Origin of the sequence: Chitinimonas lacunae (assembly GCF_042650885.1) — a bacterium.
In the GTDB taxonomy this organism is placed as follows: Bacteria; Pseudomonadota; Gammaproteobacteria; order Burkholderiales; family Chitinimonadaceae; genus Chitinimonas_A; species Chitinimonas_A lacunae.
Genome location: NZ_JBHSBU010000001.1, coordinates 4,577,532 through 4,591,199, shown reverse-complemented (window position 1 = coordinate 4,591,199; position 13,668 = coordinate 4,577,532). Strand labels below are relative to the sequence as shown.

At 63.5% G+C, this 13,668-nt stretch carries 13 protein-coding genes; 3 read left to right on the top strand and 10 right to left on the bottom strand.

All coding sequences use genetic code 11. The annotated features are described in order from the left end of the window. Positions 1 to 67 precede the first annotated feature (67 nt). The 3 genes from ACFOW7_RS19690 to ACFOW7_RS19680 all read right to left on the bottom strand — a co-directional run bounded on the left by ACFOW7_RS19690 (position 68) and on the right by ACFOW7_RS19680 (position 3,777). Positions 68 to 2,335, bottom strand: coding sequence for a S8 family serine peptidase (locus ACFOW7_RS19690; protein WP_378167646.1), 2,268 nt, complete (start codon positions 2,333 to 2,335; stop codon positions 68 to 70). A gap of 271 nt (positions 2,336 to 2,606) precedes the next feature. Further along, positions 2,607 to 3,278 (bottom strand): uracil-DNA glycosylase, encoded by a 672-nt coding sequence (ung, locus tag ACFOW7_RS19685; RefSeq protein WP_378167644.1) that lies wholly within the window; start codon positions 3,276 to 3,278, stop codon positions 2,607 to 2,609. Beyond that, the gene (locus tag ACFOW7_RS19680; protein WP_378167641.1) at positions 3,259 to 3,777 is read right to left on the bottom strand and encodes a PilZ domain-containing protein; all 519 of its coding nucleotides are present in this window, start codon (positions 3,775 to 3,777) and stop codon (positions 3,259 to 3,261) included. Before ACFOW7_RS19680 ends, ung begins: the two co-directional genes overlap by 20 nt. Positions 3,778 to 3,878: 101 nt before the next feature. Here ACFOW7_RS19680 and ACFOW7_RS19675 point away from each other — a divergent pair, with 101 nt between their 5' ends. From ACFOW7_RS19675 to ACFOW7_RS19665, 3 genes are all read left to right on the top strand, one after another. Beyond that, a complete protein-coding gene (locus ACFOW7_RS19675) occupies positions 3,879 to 4,703 on the top strand; it encodes a carbonic anhydrase (protein ID WP_378167639.1) in 825 nt (274 codons plus the stop codon). A 115-nt stretch (positions 4,704 to 4,818) separates the two neighbouring features. Further along, positions 4,819 to 5,586, top strand: a complete 768-nt coding sequence (locus tag ACFOW7_RS19670; protein ID WP_378167637.1) for a phytanoyl-CoA dioxygenase family protein — start codon at positions 4,819 to 4,821, stop codon at positions 5,584 to 5,586. Between the two features lie 219 nt (positions 5,587 to 5,805). Further along, on the top strand, positions 5,806 to 6,723 hold the full coding sequence (locus tag ACFOW7_RS19665; protein WP_378167635.1) for a DMT family transporter: 918 nt from the start codon (positions 5,806 to 5,808) through the stop codon (positions 6,721 to 6,723). A 222-nt stretch (positions 6,724 to 6,945) separates the two neighbouring features. Here the strand turns inward: ACFOW7_RS19665 and ACFOW7_RS19660 are convergent, their stop codons facing one another. The 7 genes from ACFOW7_RS19660 to lpxB form a co-directional block, all read right to left on the bottom strand. Beyond that, the gene (locus tag ACFOW7_RS19660; protein WP_378167633.1) at positions 6,946 to 7,722 is read right to left on the bottom strand and encodes a TrmH family RNA methyltransferase; all 777 of its coding nucleotides are present in this window, start codon (positions 7,720 to 7,722) and stop codon (positions 6,946 to 6,948) included. A 209-nt stretch (positions 7,723 to 7,931) separates the two neighbouring features. Beyond that, positions 7,932 to 9,332, bottom strand: coding sequence for a hypothetical protein (locus ACFOW7_RS19655; protein ID WP_378167631.1), 1,401 nt, complete (start codon positions 9,330 to 9,332; stop codon positions 7,932 to 7,934). Then, positions 9,317 to 10,036, bottom strand: a complete 720-nt coding sequence (locus tag ACFOW7_RS19650) for a class I SAM-dependent methyltransferase (protein ID WP_378167629.1) — start codon at positions 10,034 to 10,036, stop codon at positions 9,317 to 9,319. Before ACFOW7_RS19650 ends, ACFOW7_RS19655 begins: the two co-directional genes overlap by 16 nt. Continuing rightward, positions 10,033 to 10,932 (bottom strand): flagellar motor protein MotB, encoded by a 900-nt coding sequence (gene motB / locus ACFOW7_RS19645; RefSeq protein ID WP_378167627.1) that lies wholly within the window; start codon positions 10,930 to 10,932, stop codon positions 10,033 to 10,035. The genes ACFOW7_RS19650 and motB overlap by 4 nt, the downstream gene beginning before the upstream one ends. Positions 10,933 to 10,941: 9 nt before the next feature. After that, on the bottom strand, positions 10,942 to 11,802 hold the full coding sequence (gene motA / locus ACFOW7_RS19640) for a flagellar motor stator protein MotA (RefSeq protein ID WP_378167625.1): 861 nt from the start codon (positions 11,800 to 11,802) through the stop codon (positions 10,942 to 10,944). Between the two features lie 102 nt (positions 11,803 to 11,904). Continuing rightward, positions 11,905 to 12,498 carry a ribonuclease HII gene (gene rnhB / locus ACFOW7_RS19635; protein ID WP_378167623.1) on the bottom strand — a complete coding sequence of 198 codons (594 nt, stop codon included), beginning with the start codon at positions 12,496 to 12,498 and terminating at the stop codon, positions 11,905 to 11,907. Continuing rightward, complete coding sequence (lpxB, locus tag ACFOW7_RS19630) at positions 12,495 to 13,667, bottom strand: lipid-A-disaccharide synthase (protein WP_378167621.1); 1,173 nt, start codon at positions 13,665 to 13,667, stop codon at positions 12,495 to 12,497. The genes rnhB and lpxB overlap by 4 nt, the downstream gene beginning before the upstream one ends. Between the last annotated feature and the right edge of the window lies 1 nt (position 13,668).

The following is a 13,668-nucleotide window of genomic DNA, read 5'->3' as shown; positions in this document are numbered from 1 at the left end:
CAGAAAGCCACCCGAAGGTGGCTTTCTGCCCTGTCAGAGACGGGGAAGGTGCGAACCCGCCCTCACCTTACTTGGCGGTGAAGACCTTGTCGAACTTCGCGCCATCGCGCATATCGTCAAAGCTCGCGCCGTAGCCGACATAGATCTCGGTACCCTTGAACTGGGCCAGATCAAGGCCGCTGAATACCGGCACCTCGATCCGCTCCCCGGCGATCACGGTCTTGACGGCCGAGACGGGCCAGGCCAGACGGGTCCAGTCCTTGGCACCCAGCATATACCACTCGCCACTGCCCAGACGGGCGGCCACATAGACATTGACCTGCTTGCCCAGATCGTGGCGCTTGGGCTCGATGGTGGCAACCAGCTGATCACCCTGGGCGGTCTTGCTCGCGGCAGCCGTGATCTTCATCGGCTTATGAGCCGGCACGGCCGGCATCGAACCGGCGACATCGAGCAGACCGAAGCCGAAGCCGATGCTGGCTTCGCTCGACAGCCAGGTATTGGCCGAGTAGACCGGCAGCTTGCCGGTGAAGCTATTGGCCTGAGCCTTGGTCAGCAGCAGTTCGCGCACTTCGGCCGGGGTCAGCTCGGGGTTCTTTTCCAGCAGCAGGGCCACGGCACCGGCCACATGGGGCGACGCCATGCTGGTGCCGCTCATGCTGATATAGGAATACTTGCCCGAGACCGAGGCCGAGTAGTCATAGCTGCCGGCGGCCATGATGCTGACGCCGGGTGCCGAGATTTCCGGCTTGGTGGCCGGCGGGCACTTGAAGGCGTTGCTGCACTGACGGCGCGGGCCACGACTGGAGAAGGTGGCCAGTTCACCCACCGCATTGTCCCAGCCATTGGTGGCCTTGACGTTGTAGGCCGCGACCGACAGCACGTTATGGGCCGAAGCCGGACTACCGATCACTTCCGAGGCCTGGGCCACCTTGCGGCCGCTGGCCAGTACACCGACTTCCACATTGCTGGTGAAGTAGGCGCCGTCGCTGAGCGAGATTAGCGAGATACGGCTGCCCGGGGCGACCGTATCGCCACGCAGCAGCACTTCCCAGCGGGCTTTCTTGTCGTCGCGCAGACGGTTGTCGAGCACCTGCACGATCAACTGACGGTCGTCGTTGCCGGCTTGCACGCCGCCCGAACGGATCACCACGGTACCGCAGGTGCTCTCGAATGCCTTGGTGGCACCAGCCGGCACGAATTCGGTCTCGCACACCACCTTGCCGTCGACCTTGGCCTGCAACTTGGTGGCATAGCTGTTGGCGCCCGGATACCACATATCGATACGCGAACGGGCAAGCGGCGAGTAATAGACGGTGGTGACAGTCTCGCCTTGAGCGATCGGCGCGGTGGCGCGGATCTGGTCGTTGCTCTCGTTACCAGCGGCGGCAACGATCACAAAGCCCGGGCCGGTCAGGGCCGACATACCGCGCTCGAAATTCGAGGTGCCATCGCGCGGGCCGCCCAGGCCGCCCAGCGACAGGTTGACCACGGCCGGACGGCCGAGCTTGGCAGCGTGGGTCTTGATCAGGGCAACAGCGTCGAGAATGCTGGCGTCGTCCCAGTGGTTGGCGCCCAGCGACGCCACCAGCAGGTCGGCATTGGGGGCGACACCAGCCATGCGCGGCTGACCGGCCGGGGTGGCGTTGCCGTTACCGGCGGCGGTGCTGACCACGTGAGTGCCGTGACCTTGGGTGTCGCGATGGGTACAGCTGGTGGAATAGCGGCCTTCGGCAATGCCGAGGTTGAGCATCGACGGGGTGCAGAACACGCCATAGTCAAAGGTCGCGTCGTAGCCGGTACCCTGAGCGTCCATATCCCACAGGCCCAGCAGACGGGTGGTGCCGTCGGCTTTGAGGAAATCCGGATGGCGGTAATCGACGCCGGTATCGACCACGCCCACGATCACATTCTTACCGGTGGCGCCGCTATAGACGGTGCCGTCCCAGTTGTAGAGCTTGCTGGCGCCGGTGGCAGCCACGCTCTCGGACAGCGAGGCCTTCATCGGCCGGGCGGCTTCGGCGTAGACCAGGCCGGGGACTTCGTTCAGTTGCGCTACCCGGTTGGCCGGTACTTCGATGGTGGCGATATCGCCGACCACGGTGCGGACCTTGACTCCCAGCGCCTTCAATTGCGCCAGACCTTCGCCCTCGACACGGACGATGGCGCGGACCGGGGCGGCTTCGGCGCGGTCGCCGTACAGCTTATGGGCGGCACGGCTCTGGGTGAATTCACGGTTGGCCAGCAGACCGAGGTCCAGATCCAGCTTATCAGCGGCCCAGACGCCATTGGCAGCCAGCATGGCAATCAACAGGGAAATGCGCTTAACAGTCATGCTTTCAATCACTCTCTCTCAATAAGTGCGCACATCAGTGCTACGGCCGGCGCACCATTGGCCGCTCCATACACAGCAAACGCGGGGGGAATCCCGGTCGTCGTGACCGGACAGGAAGCGATCAGGCCCGGCCGGTGGTCCACCGGCATCGATTTTTCTTGTTTTCGGCCAAATCGGGAGCTAGCAGATTAAGCAGACCGGCCCGCTCTTGTCCAGCCAAGTTAAGCGGGCCGTTAGTGTGGCGCCACAGAAACAACAGCGGCCGGAAAGACTAAACACCAGTCCAATCAATGGGTTCGACGCCGTGTTCAGCCAGATAGGCATTGGCGGCAGCAAAGTGACCGTTGCCGAAGAAACCGCGATGGGCCGACAAGGGCGAAGGATGCGGGCTGCGCAGCACCAGATGGCGGGCCGGGTCGATCAGAGTGGCCTTGGCTTCGGCATAGGCGCCCCACAGCATGAACACCACCCCTTCGCGCTCCAGTGCCAGCCGGGCGATCAGGGCATTGGTAAAGCGCTCCCAGCCGCGCTTCTGGTGCGAACCGGCCCGGCCGGCTTCGACGGTCAGGACGCTGTTGAGCAGCAGCACCCCTTGCTTGGCCCAATTGCTCAGGTCGCCGCTTTGCGGCGCCTTGCCGAATTCCTGCGAGATTTCCTTGAAGATATTGCGCAACGACGGCGGCAAGGCGACGCCAGCCGGCACTGAAAAGCTCAGGCCATGGGCCTGGCCCGGGCCATGGTAGGGGTCCTGCCCCAGGATCACCACCTTGACCTCAGCGGGGGCTACCGCCTCCAGGGCAGCGTACCAGCGCGGACGCGGCGGGTAGATGGTCTTCCCGGCAGTCAGCTCCTTATCGAGAAAGGCGTGCAGTTCGCGCCAATAGTCCTGACTGGTTTCGGCAGCCAGCCAGTCGCGCCAGGCTTCAGGCAGCGTCGTCGGCATGTTTTTTCCTTTGTGAGATTTCGCGGCGATGGTAGCGGAAGACGGTCTTGTCGAGCCAATCCTGCAACTCCTCGGCTTCGATCAGAAACTGTGCCTCGACCTGCCAGCGGCCCTCGACCACGGCAGCGACCTCCGTGACCCGGGCATCGAGATACAGGGGCAAGGGCAATGCCTGTGACAGATAGAGGGCCAGTACGCCGACACTGCCCGGCGCCGGCGGGTCGGCACTGAGCCAGCTCACCTGGCTGCCCGACAGGGCGGTGGTCGTCGACTCGGGCGCCGCGCCATCGCGCGCCAGCAGCCGTCCCAGCATCAACAGGCAGAGATCGACCCGTGCCTCGAGCTCGCGCCAGCGTTCATCCTGCTCATCGTCATGCCGGACGGGTAGCTGGTCGATAATGGCCAGGGCACGCAACAAGGTAATGGCGTCGCCAGCCAGGGTGGGGGTAGCGGACGGCAACCAGCTCAGGGGCAGCGGCTGATGGATGGCAAGTGACATGGTCTGAATGCCCGGAACAGAAGGACCGATTATAGCGTCGGCTGGTCAGTCACCCGGTGCCGAACTACAGTAGGGGATATTTCAAGGAGAGAGGACAAACCATGCTGTATTCCGCCCTAGGCCGCACCCTGATCGCCAGCCTCACCCTCGCTGGCCTATGTCTGCCCGTCCAGGCGCTCGAAGTCCCCAAGCCCGCCAGCGGCAAAGCCGTCAAGGGCCATAAGGCCGCCCCCCATGAGGAGGACCCGCATCACTGGAGCTACCAGGGGGTCAAGACCGGTCCGAACGAATGGGGCATGATGAATCCAGCCTATTCGCTGTGCCGGGAAGGCAAGGCGCAGTCGCCGGTCAATATCACCTCAGCCACGCCACAGCAGCTCGAATCGCTGAAATTCAGCTATGGCCTGAGCAAGCTGCAACTGATCAATAACGGCCATACCATCCAGGTCAATATCGATCCGGGCAGCTTTCTCGAAGCGTTCGGCGATAAGTTCGAGCTCAAGCAGTTCCACTTCCATACTCCGAGCGAAGAGCAGATTCGTGGCAAGCACTACGCCATGGTGGCCCATCTGGTGCACAAGAACGCCGAGGGAGCGCTGGCAGTGGTGGCGGTGCTGTTCCAGCCGGGGCGCGAACACGGTCTGATCGATACCCTGTTCTCGCGCCTGCCGTCCGAGCATGGCGAGAGCCGTATCTATGAAGAGCGGATGATCAGTCCGGCGAGCCTGCTGCCCGAACGGCTCAACTACTACACGCTGATGGGTTCCCTGACCACGCCGCCGTGCTCGGAAGGGGTGCGCTGGATCATCCTGAAGCAGCCGGTCGATATGTCTTCGGCGCAACTGACCCAATTCCGCCGCCATTTCCCAATGAATGCCCGGCCGGTCCAGCCGCTCAATGGCCGGATGGTTTTCGAGGCCATGTAGCCTTTCAGCCCGCCCAGCGGCGGAGTAGAATTGGCCCCGACTCGGCAAAGACGCGGTCCACCCGGACCGCGTCGCCATTTGGCCGTGTCGTTTTCCATCGCCAAGCAGGACCGCCATGTCTGTTCCGTTCTCTCCCGAGCAAGTCGCCGAATTCCGGTCGCGTGGTTTCCTGATCGTGCGCGGTTTGGCCGATCCGGCGCTGCGCGCCGATATCCTGACGGTGGCCCGCCGCCATCTCGAACAACATATCGCCCCGATCGAATACGAGGCCGACACCAACTACCCCGGTGCGCCCAGATCGCGTGACGCCGAAGGTGGCCGCACCGCCCGCCGCTTATTGCAGGTATTCGAGCGTGACGAAGCCTTTCAGCGCTGGGCGCTCCATCGGGCCGTGACCGAGCGGGTACGCCAGCTGTTGGATGGCGGACCGATCGCCCTGACCCAGGCCCATCACAACAGCCTGATGTCGAAGCAGCCGGCCTTTTCGAGCGAGACCCGCTGGCATCGCGATATCCGCTACTGGGCTTTCGAGACCCCCGATCTGGTCTCGGTCTGGCTGGCGCTGGGCCGCGAATACCCGGAAAACGGCAGCCTCGGCTTTCTGCCTGGCAGCAATCAGCTCGACCTGCCAGCCGAATGCTTTGATGAACGGGCCTTTCTGCGCACCGATCTGCCACAGAACCGGGCCCTGATCGAGCAGGCGCATTTCACCAGCCTCGAACCCGGTGATGTGGTGTTCTTCCATGCGATGACCTTCCACGCGGCCGGCTGGAATCGCACCGACCAGACCAAGCATTCGCTGGTCTACAGCTACCACCGCCAGGACAACCTGCCGCTTGCCGGCACCCGCAGCGCTTCGCTGCCTTCGGTGCGGATAGACTGAACCGGTGCCGCCCATTCAGGGCGGAATCAAAAAATATTCTGTTTTCTATTAAAGCCGCTGCATATCATGCAGCGGTTTTTCATAATATTTTATTTAATGACCACCGCAACCGTCACGCCAGTTCGGCCGGTACAGTAATCCCAACCAGCCGCCGCTGTCCCTGTGAAGCGGTCGAGCTGGCCGCTACGATGGCTGTACTCCTCTTTCCGGCCTCGCTCCATGCCCAATTCCGTTCTTTATCTGGCCGCTGTGCTGATCTGGGGATCGACCTGGATCGCGATCACCTTCCAATTCGGCCATGTCCCTGCCACCGTTTCGGTGGCCTACCGTTTTCTGCTGGCCGGCAGCTTGTTGCTGTTGTGGTGTGGCTGGCGTGGTCATCCGCTGCGGCTGCCACCCAAAGTGATGGGGTGGATCGCCTTTCAAGGCGCGCTGATGTTCTGTGCCAACTATGTCTGCGTCTACGAGGCCGAGCGGCATATCCCGTCGGGGCTGATGGCAGTGCTCAATTCCACCATGGTGGCGCTCAATCTGTTCGGCTTGCGGCTGGCGTTCGGTCAGCCGGTCGAGTCCAAGTCGATCTGGGGAGCGGGCCTTGGCGTGGTCGGGGTGGCGTTGGTGTTCTGGCCTGAACTGGCTCAACTGAACCGACCTGATATCCGTTACGGTGCGCTGATCGGCTTGTTGGCAGTACTGTTTGCCTCGCTGGGCAATCTGGTGGCGCAGCGCAACCGCAATCACGATGTGCCGCTGCTGCCGTCGATCGGTTACGGCATGGTGGTAGGCGGTGCCATGTCGCTCGTGCTGGCGGTATTGAGCGGACAGCCGCTGCGCTTTGATCCCTCGTTGCGCTATGTCGGCTCTCTGCTCTATCTGGCGCTATTTGGCTCCATCATCGCCTTTTCGGCCTACCTGACCCTGCTTGGCCGCATCGGCGCCGCCCGGGCTGGCTATACGGCGATCCTGATTCCGATCGTGGCCTTGTTGATTTCGACTGCTTTTGAGGGATTTGTCTGGCAACCCGCCACCTTCCTGGGGATGGTATTGGCAGTATTCGGTAACTGGGTAATGCTGGGCGATGTGCGTGGCTGGTGGTTGCGGCTGCGTGGGATTCGCGGCGCAGGCAGTGCCGCCTGAGCACCACTCCTTTTCAAGATGGCATCCAGAACCAGTGCTATCGCAGGACCAGTCCAACCAGAAGCCGAGGCTCGCTACCGTGTCCGACCCGAGCCTCAGCAAGAACAGGACGCTACCGTGCAAGGCAGGCCATCCGCCCTCCCAACAGCCGGACTCGGATTCTCAAGCCAGAATCGAAGCCGCCTTGCTTACCTGTCCGCCTCTCCCTTCCACTCTCCCCAACTAAACCGCCCCACTCTGCCGCCAGCGCTCGAACAGACACACCGCTGCCGCCGCCGCCACATTGAGCGATTCGATGCCGGCTCGCATCGGAATCCGCAGACGCAGATCGGCCAGCGCCAGCAAGGAAGCCGATACCCCCTGTCCTTCGCTGCCCATCACTAAGGCCAGGTTGCCGCTCAGGTCGGCTTGGTACAATCCGACGCTCTGCTCAAGTGCCGTCACCGCCCGCGTGCCGGCAAAAGCCTGCAAGGCGAACGCCAGATCGAGCCGCTCGCACAGCGGCAGGACAAAATGCGCCCCCATGCCGGCCCGCAGCACTTTAGGTGACCAGACATCGGCGCAGCCGGGTGACAACCATACCTGATCCACCCCGGCGGCTGCGGCGCTACGCAGGATCGACCCGACATTGCCCGGGTCCTGCACGCCATCGAGCACCAGCACCACCCCATCCTGCCTCGGCGCCGGACCCGGCGGCATGTCCAACAGTGCCAACACCCCGCTTAAAGACTCCAGCTCGCTTGCTTCTGCAAACAGCGCCGCGTCCACCATCGCCACAGGCGCCGCCGCCCGTTCGCACAACTGGCGGATTTCCGCGCGCTCCCAACCGTCCGCCGTGACGAACAGCCGCTGTGGCGCCCATCCGGCATCAAGCGCCGCCGCCAGCAGATGCGGGCCATCAAGCACGGTCTGGCCCGATTTGAGCCGGTCGCGGCGATGACTGGCCAGCTTGATCAGATGTTTGAGATGCGGGTTTTGGCGCGACTGAATCAGATCCATGGAAAGACAGACGGAGCAAGATGAGGGTTGGGGTGAGGGGGTGGCCGGAGCCGGAGCCGGAGCCGGAGCCGGAGCCGGAGCCGGAGCCGGAGCCGGAGCCGGAGCCGGAGCCGGAGCCGGAGCCGCAAGATTTTGCCTGAAAATTTCTAAATTATTTAGAACTGGCTACAGATCTAGCAAGCATTTTACAGAATATTTTCCTACGACCTTCAAGCATTATCCTGGCGCTTGACTTGACGGGTCAGGCATTGCCCGGTCAGTTGGCAGATATGCTTGAAAGCCGCGTATTGGCTGTCGTTGAGTGCCGCGCCGCGTCGGTTGTCGGCGTAGAACAGGCCAACCGGCTTGTCTTCGACAAACAGCGACATCGCAAAGAATTCGCCTTCGCCGATCACGGCCCGCAGGCCGCGCGGCAGCATCGATTCGAGTTTTGCCCGGTTGGCCTCGGCCAGCCAGACCGACTGGGGCTTCAGCATCAACTGGGTAAACAGATGCGGCAGATTGAGATCGACCTGGAACGAGCGCAGCGGGTCGTCGGCCGCCACCCCGACCAGATAGCGGGTACGCAAGGCATTCTGCCCGGCCAGCAACAGGCCAAACACCACGCGGCGCAGGCCCAGTCCCTCGGTCATCGCGCGAATCGCCAGACTCATCATCTGATTGAACGACGCCCCCACCTCTCCTGCATGTTGCAGCTCGCGCAGGATGTCGGCCAGGCCCGGCCGGGTCTGGGCCGTGGCCGCCTGCTGCGGCTTGGGCCAGGGTCCGGGCAACATGGGCAGCCAGCGGGCGGCCGGGAAAATCCGTGGATAGGGCCAGTTATGGCGGGCGAAATACAGCAGGCAGCGATTGACCAGATCGGAAATCTCGCGCGGTTCGCAGCTCAGGGTATGGGCGGCCAGCATCATGTCCTCGTCGATGCCGTCCTGCCACCAACCGAACGGCAACCGCTCGGCGAGCCGCAACGCCGCCTGATGCAACAAGGCCCGCTGATTGGTGGTGCCGCTGTCGTCGAGCAGGGTGGCGAATACCTCGGGCAGGCGCCAGCGGGCAAACAGCGGCAGGGCGATACGGCTCCAATCGACCGGCGGCACTTCCACCCCAAGCCCTGGTTCGATCCGGCGCAACATTCGCGGCAGATGGGCCAGCAAGGCGGTAATAAAGATCTCGTCGAGCCGGGCATCGTAGCGCAGCATGCCGAATTCCCGGGCCAGCCGGGCGCCGAGCCGAGCTACCGCCACTTCGTTGAGCAGCGCCATATAGTGAGCCGCATGTTTGGGCAGCAGCGATTCCTCGACCGTCGGCAGCTTGGTGAAACGGCCGATAAAGCCATCGACGCCCATCAGCAGAATCACGCTCTCCATCGCCACCACATCGGATACCAGACCGGTGCGCTCGCGCTGATTGACCGCCCGCAGCGCCTGAGCGACCAGCAGCGGGTCTTGCAGGGCAAGGTCGGAGATGGCGCTGGCCCGCAACGCCTCACCCTGGGTGGCAAGTTCGGTCAGCCCAGCCTTGGTGGATTGCAAAATAGGCAGCGGCCGCTTGGCCCAGAAGGTCAACCAGCGCTCGTTTTCTCCTGCCGGTTTGGTTTTCAGGGCATCCGCCATAGGTAGAGCCTGGCCCCTTTCCAATCGTCGAGTTCGATCACCTCATCGGCCGGCACCCCCGGCACGGCAAAGCTGTTGCTGATCAGCAGCGCACCGGGCCGCAACTCGCGCCGCACCTTGTGCCACAGGGACTCCATCGCTGCCGGCGACAGAAAGGCATAGACGATATCGTAGTCGGCAAACGAATAACGGCCCCAGTCGCCATAAAGCAGCCGGGCCCCGCGCTGCCCAAGCAGACGCAGACGACCAATGGCCCACGGCACCCAGGCATGTTCGATGCCATCGACCTGCACGCCGCGCCGCGCCAGCCACGCCAGTACCGTACCGGTGCCGGCGCCCACATCGAGTACCCGGGCACCCGGCGGTATGCGGCTGGCCAGTTCGCCCAAGGCACGTCGATTACTCAGATAGAGCGGCACTCGGCTCCGGGCAACCGGGCCGAAAATCAGAAAAGCCAGTCCGAAGGCCGTCAGATACCACCAGGGCGACCAGTCGCGCGCCAGGGCCCAGGCCAGCGCCGGCGCAAAGCCCAGATGGATCGGCCACCACCAGAGCGGCTGACGGGCCAGGAGCGCCAGCCCCAGTGCCAGCACCGGTTGCCAGGCCAGCCACCAGGCCGGCGCCAGACCGAACAGTTTCACCAACAGCAGGGCCAACGCCGCAGCGCCGAGCTGGACCGGCAGCGCCAGCGCAACGGGGCTCACGGTGAGGTGGCGTCCGTCGTGGCCGACTTGATCATCTCGGCGGTACTCTGCTCGCCGTTCTCCTCGATCGCCGCCTGCTTGCCGGCGAGTTTGCGGATGTTCTCCTCGGTTTCCTTGTTCAGCACGATGATGCTGATCCGCCGATTGACCGGGTCGGCCGGGTTTTCAATATTGAACGGGACGGAGTCGGCCAGCCCCACCACCCGCAGTACCTTGGGACCGGCCAGCCCGCCTGTCACCAGCTCACGGCGCGATGCATTGGCACGGTCGGCCGACAGTTCCCAGTTGCCGTAGGCACGGTCGCCGCTTGAAAACACCGACGCATCGGTATGGCCTGACAAGGACAGACGGTTGGGTACCTCGTTAAGAATCTGCGCCAATTCATACAGGATGCCAGCAGCGTAACCCTCCATCTGGGCGCTGCCACTTTTGAACATCGGCCGGTTCTGTTGATCGACGATCTGAATCCGCAAACCCTCGGGCGTGATATCGAGCCGGATCTGGTCCTTGTACTGGGCCAGCTTGCCGTTGGTCTCCATCATCTTTTCGATCTTGGCCTGCATCTGGCGCATACGCCGCTTTTCGGTCTCGTCGACGCCACGGCGGACTTCGCCGGCCTGCTTTGACAGATCAAGCCCGCCGCCTTGCAGCACGCTCATCGACTCGCCAGCCCCCGAGCCGCCCTGCATCGAGACCTTGAACGGATTCTGGAAATAGTCGGCAATTCCGCGCAGATCGCCCTTGGTGACCGAACCCAGCAGCCACATCAGCAGGAAGAAGGCCATCATGGCGGTGACGAAGTCGGCGTAGGCGATCTTCCAGGCGCCGCCGTGGTGGCCATGGCCGCCTTTCTTGATCCGCTTGACGACTATCGGGCGTTGGGAATCGTCGCTCATGCTGCCGCCTTACTTGGATTTGGCGCTCTTGACGTACTCCTCCAGCTCGGAGAAGGACGGGCGGATCGACCCTTGCAGCGCCTTGCGGCCGAATTCGACCGCCACCTGGGGCGCATAGCCGTTGAGGCTGGCCAGCAGCGTCACCTTGATGGTCTGGAACACCCGGGTGCCGTCGGCGGCGCGGCCTTCCAGAATCGTGGCAAGCGGACCGACGAAACCGTAGGCCAGCAAGATCCCCATGAACGTACCGACCAGCGCCGCACCGATCAGCTTGCCCAGTTCAGACGGCGGCAGATGGAGTGAGCCCATGGTATGCACCACCCCCATCACCGCCGCCACGATACCGAAGGCAGGCAGGCCGTCGGCGAGCTTGTTGATGGCCTGGGCCGGCACTTCGGATTCGTGATGGTGGGTGTCGATCTCGACATCCATCAGGTTTTCGATTTCAAAAGCGTTGAGGTTGCCGCCGACCATCAGGCGCAGGTAGTCGGTAATGAACTCGACCACATGGTGGTCATGGGCCACCGACGGATATTTGGAGAACAGCGGACTGCCTTCGGGATTCTCGACGTCGCCTTCGATCGACATCAGCCCTTCCTTGCGCACCTTGGACAGGATCTCGAACATCAGGGCGAACAGATCCATATAGAAGGCTTTGCCGTAGGGCGAGCCCTTGAACACCAGGGGCAGCCCCTTGATCACCTGCTTGAGCGGCGCGCCGCCGTAGGCCACGATCAGTGCGCCCAGGCCGCCGCCGAAGATGATCACGATTTCAGAAGGTTGCCACAGCACGCCCAGATGACCGCCGTGCGCGGCATAGGCACCGAAGATACAAACGCACATGAAGATATAGCCGATGATCACGAACATCGATGTGAGTCCCCTTCGGATCTGTGCGTGGACGATAAGGCACGGAACCCGTGGCCAGGGTCAGTGTAGATGGCAAATCATGCCAATGACAAACTAGGAGAATTACCAGAGTGTGCCCTGTGTCGCCGCCAGCGCCGCTTTGACCGGACCAAAGCCACGTCGGTGTTCGGGACAGGGACCAAGGCGCTGTAGCGCCTCCAGATGGGCAGGGGTGGGATAGCCCTTATGGTCGGCAAAACCGTAGCCGGGGTAGCGCGCTTCGAGCGTCAGACACTCCTGGTCGCGCGCCACTTTGGCCAGAATCGACGCGGCCGAGATTTCGGCCACCTTGGCGTCACCCTTGACGATGGCCTGTGCCGGCACCCGCAGGCCCGGCGGCACGCGGTTGCCGTCGATCAGAACTTCACCGGGTGACTCGGCCAGCCCTTCGACGGCGCGCCGCATCGCCAGCATGGTGGCATGGAGGATATTGAGCTGCTCGATTTCCTCGACCGAGGCCAGGGCGACGCACCAGGCGCGGGCACGTTCCCGGATCGCCAGCGCCAGCGTCTCACGCCGCTGGGCGCTGAGCGCCTTGGAGTCGGCCAGCCCTGCAATGCCGTGATCGTCGCCCAGCACCACTGCCGCCGCGTAGACCGCCCCGGCGAGCGGGCCACGACCAGCCTCGTCCACGCCACAGATCAGCAGCCCACTCATCGGCGCCGCTCCAACCAGGCCAGTGCCACCTCGGCGGCCCGCTCGGCCGCGTCGCAGCGCAGACGGCCATGCAATTCGCCAAAGCGGGCTTCGAGCCGTTTGGCCAGGGCCGGATCATCGACCAGATTGCTGAGTACCTGGACCAGATTGTCGGGCGTCGCCTCGCCCTGCAATAACTCGGGCACCAGAAAACGCCCGGCCAGGACATTGGGCAAGCCGACATAAGGCAGACGCATCTTGCGTTTGACCATCCGGTAGGTGGTCTGGGACAGTCGGTAGGTGATCACCAGCGGCCGCTTGGCCAACATCGCTTCCAGGGTCGCGGTGCCCGAAGCCACCAGATTGACGTCGGCCGCCGTCATCGCTTCCTGGGCGTGACCAAACAGCAGCCGGATCGGCAGATGCTGGGCATCGCGTCGATATAGCTCGGTTTCGAACAGATTGCGCGTTTCGCGCGTCACCAAGGGCACCAGGAACTGGGCCGTAGGATAGCGCTCGTGAAGTTGTCGCGCGGTTTCGATAAACAGACCGGCGTGGAATTCGATTTCGCTGATCCGGCTGCCCGGCAACATGCCGAACACCAGTTGCCCTGGCGCGAGACCCAGTTGTTCGCGGCACACTGCCGGGTCGGGCTGCAGGGGCATCTGGTCAGCGAGCGGATGGCCGACATAGCTGGCCCGGCCGCCCACTGCCTCATAAAGCGGCGGCTCGAACGGAAACAGGCACAACACCTCGTCGGTCGCCGCCTTGATCTTGTGCACCCGCTCGCCGCGCCAGGCCCAGATCGACGGGCTGACATAGTGCAGGGTCGGGATGCCGGCTTCCTTGAGCGGACGCTCAAGGCCCAGATTGAAATCGGGGGCATCGATTCCGATGAACAGGTCGGGCCGGGCATCGAGCAGACGCCGGCGCAGCTCGGCTCGCATGGCCAGCAGGCCGCGCAGGTGCTTGAGCACTTCGACATAACCGCGCACGGCCAGCCGCTCCATCGGATAGGCGCTGACGGCACCGAGCCCCTGCATCTTGGGGCCAGCAATACCGGCAAAGCGGGCGTCAGGCAGGCGACGCCGGATCGCGGCGATCAGGCTGGCCCCGAGCAGATCGCCCGAGGCTTCGCCGGCCACGATGGCGATCCGGGGCCCATGGCCCTCGGGAAACAATGGCGCCATC

What these genes read in the sequence shown, in the direction of transcription:
- ACFOW7_RS19660 (WP_378167633.1), bottom strand. Translation starts at nt 7,722, where the DNA reads ATGGATCTGATTCAGTCGCGCCAAAACCCGCATCTCAAACATCTGATC.
- ACFOW7_RS19675 (WP_378167639.1), top strand. Translation starts at nt 3,879, where the DNA reads ATGCTGTATTCCGCCCTAGGCCGCACCCTGATCGCCAGCCTCACCCTC.
- lpxB (WP_378167621.1), bottom strand. Translation starts at nt 13,667, where the DNA reads ATGGCGCCATTGTTTCCCGAGGGCCATGGGCCCCGGATCGCCATCGTG.
- ACFOW7_RS19690 (WP_378167646.1), bottom strand. Translation starts at nt 2,335, where the DNA reads ATGACTGTTAAGCGCATTTCCCTGTTGATTGCCATGCTGGCTGCCAAT.
- ACFOW7_RS19680 (WP_378167641.1), bottom strand. Translation starts at nt 3,777, where the DNA reads ATGTCACTTGCCATCCATCAGCCGCTGCCCCTGAGCTGGTTGCCGTCC.
- ung (WP_378167644.1), bottom strand. Translation starts at nt 3,278, where the DNA reads ATGCCGACGACGCTGCCTGAAGCCTGGCGCGACTGGCTGGCTGCCGAA.
- ACFOW7_RS19670 (WP_378167637.1), top strand. Translation starts at nt 4,819, where the DNA reads ATGTCTGTTCCGTTCTCTCCCGAGCAAGTCGCCGAATTCCGGTCGCGT.
- motB (WP_378167627.1), bottom strand. Translation starts at nt 10,932, where the DNA reads ATGAGCGACGATTCCCAACGCCCGATAGTCGTCAAGCGGATCAAGAAA.
- ACFOW7_RS19665 (WP_378167635.1), top strand. Translation starts at nt 5,806, where the DNA reads ATGCCCAATTCCGTTCTTTATCTGGCCGCTGTGCTGATCTGGGGATCG.
- motA (WP_378167625.1), bottom strand. Translation starts at nt 11,802, where the DNA reads ATGTTCGTGATCATCGGCTATATCTTCATGTGCGTTTGTATCTTCGGT.
- rnhB (WP_378167623.1), bottom strand. Translation starts at nt 12,498, where the DNA reads ATGAGTGGGCTGCTGATCTGTGGCGTGGACGAGGCTGGTCGTGGCCCG.
- ACFOW7_RS19655 (WP_378167631.1), bottom strand. Translation starts at nt 9,332, where the DNA reads ATGGCGGATGCCCTGAAAACCAAACCGGCAGGAGAAAACGAGCGCTGG.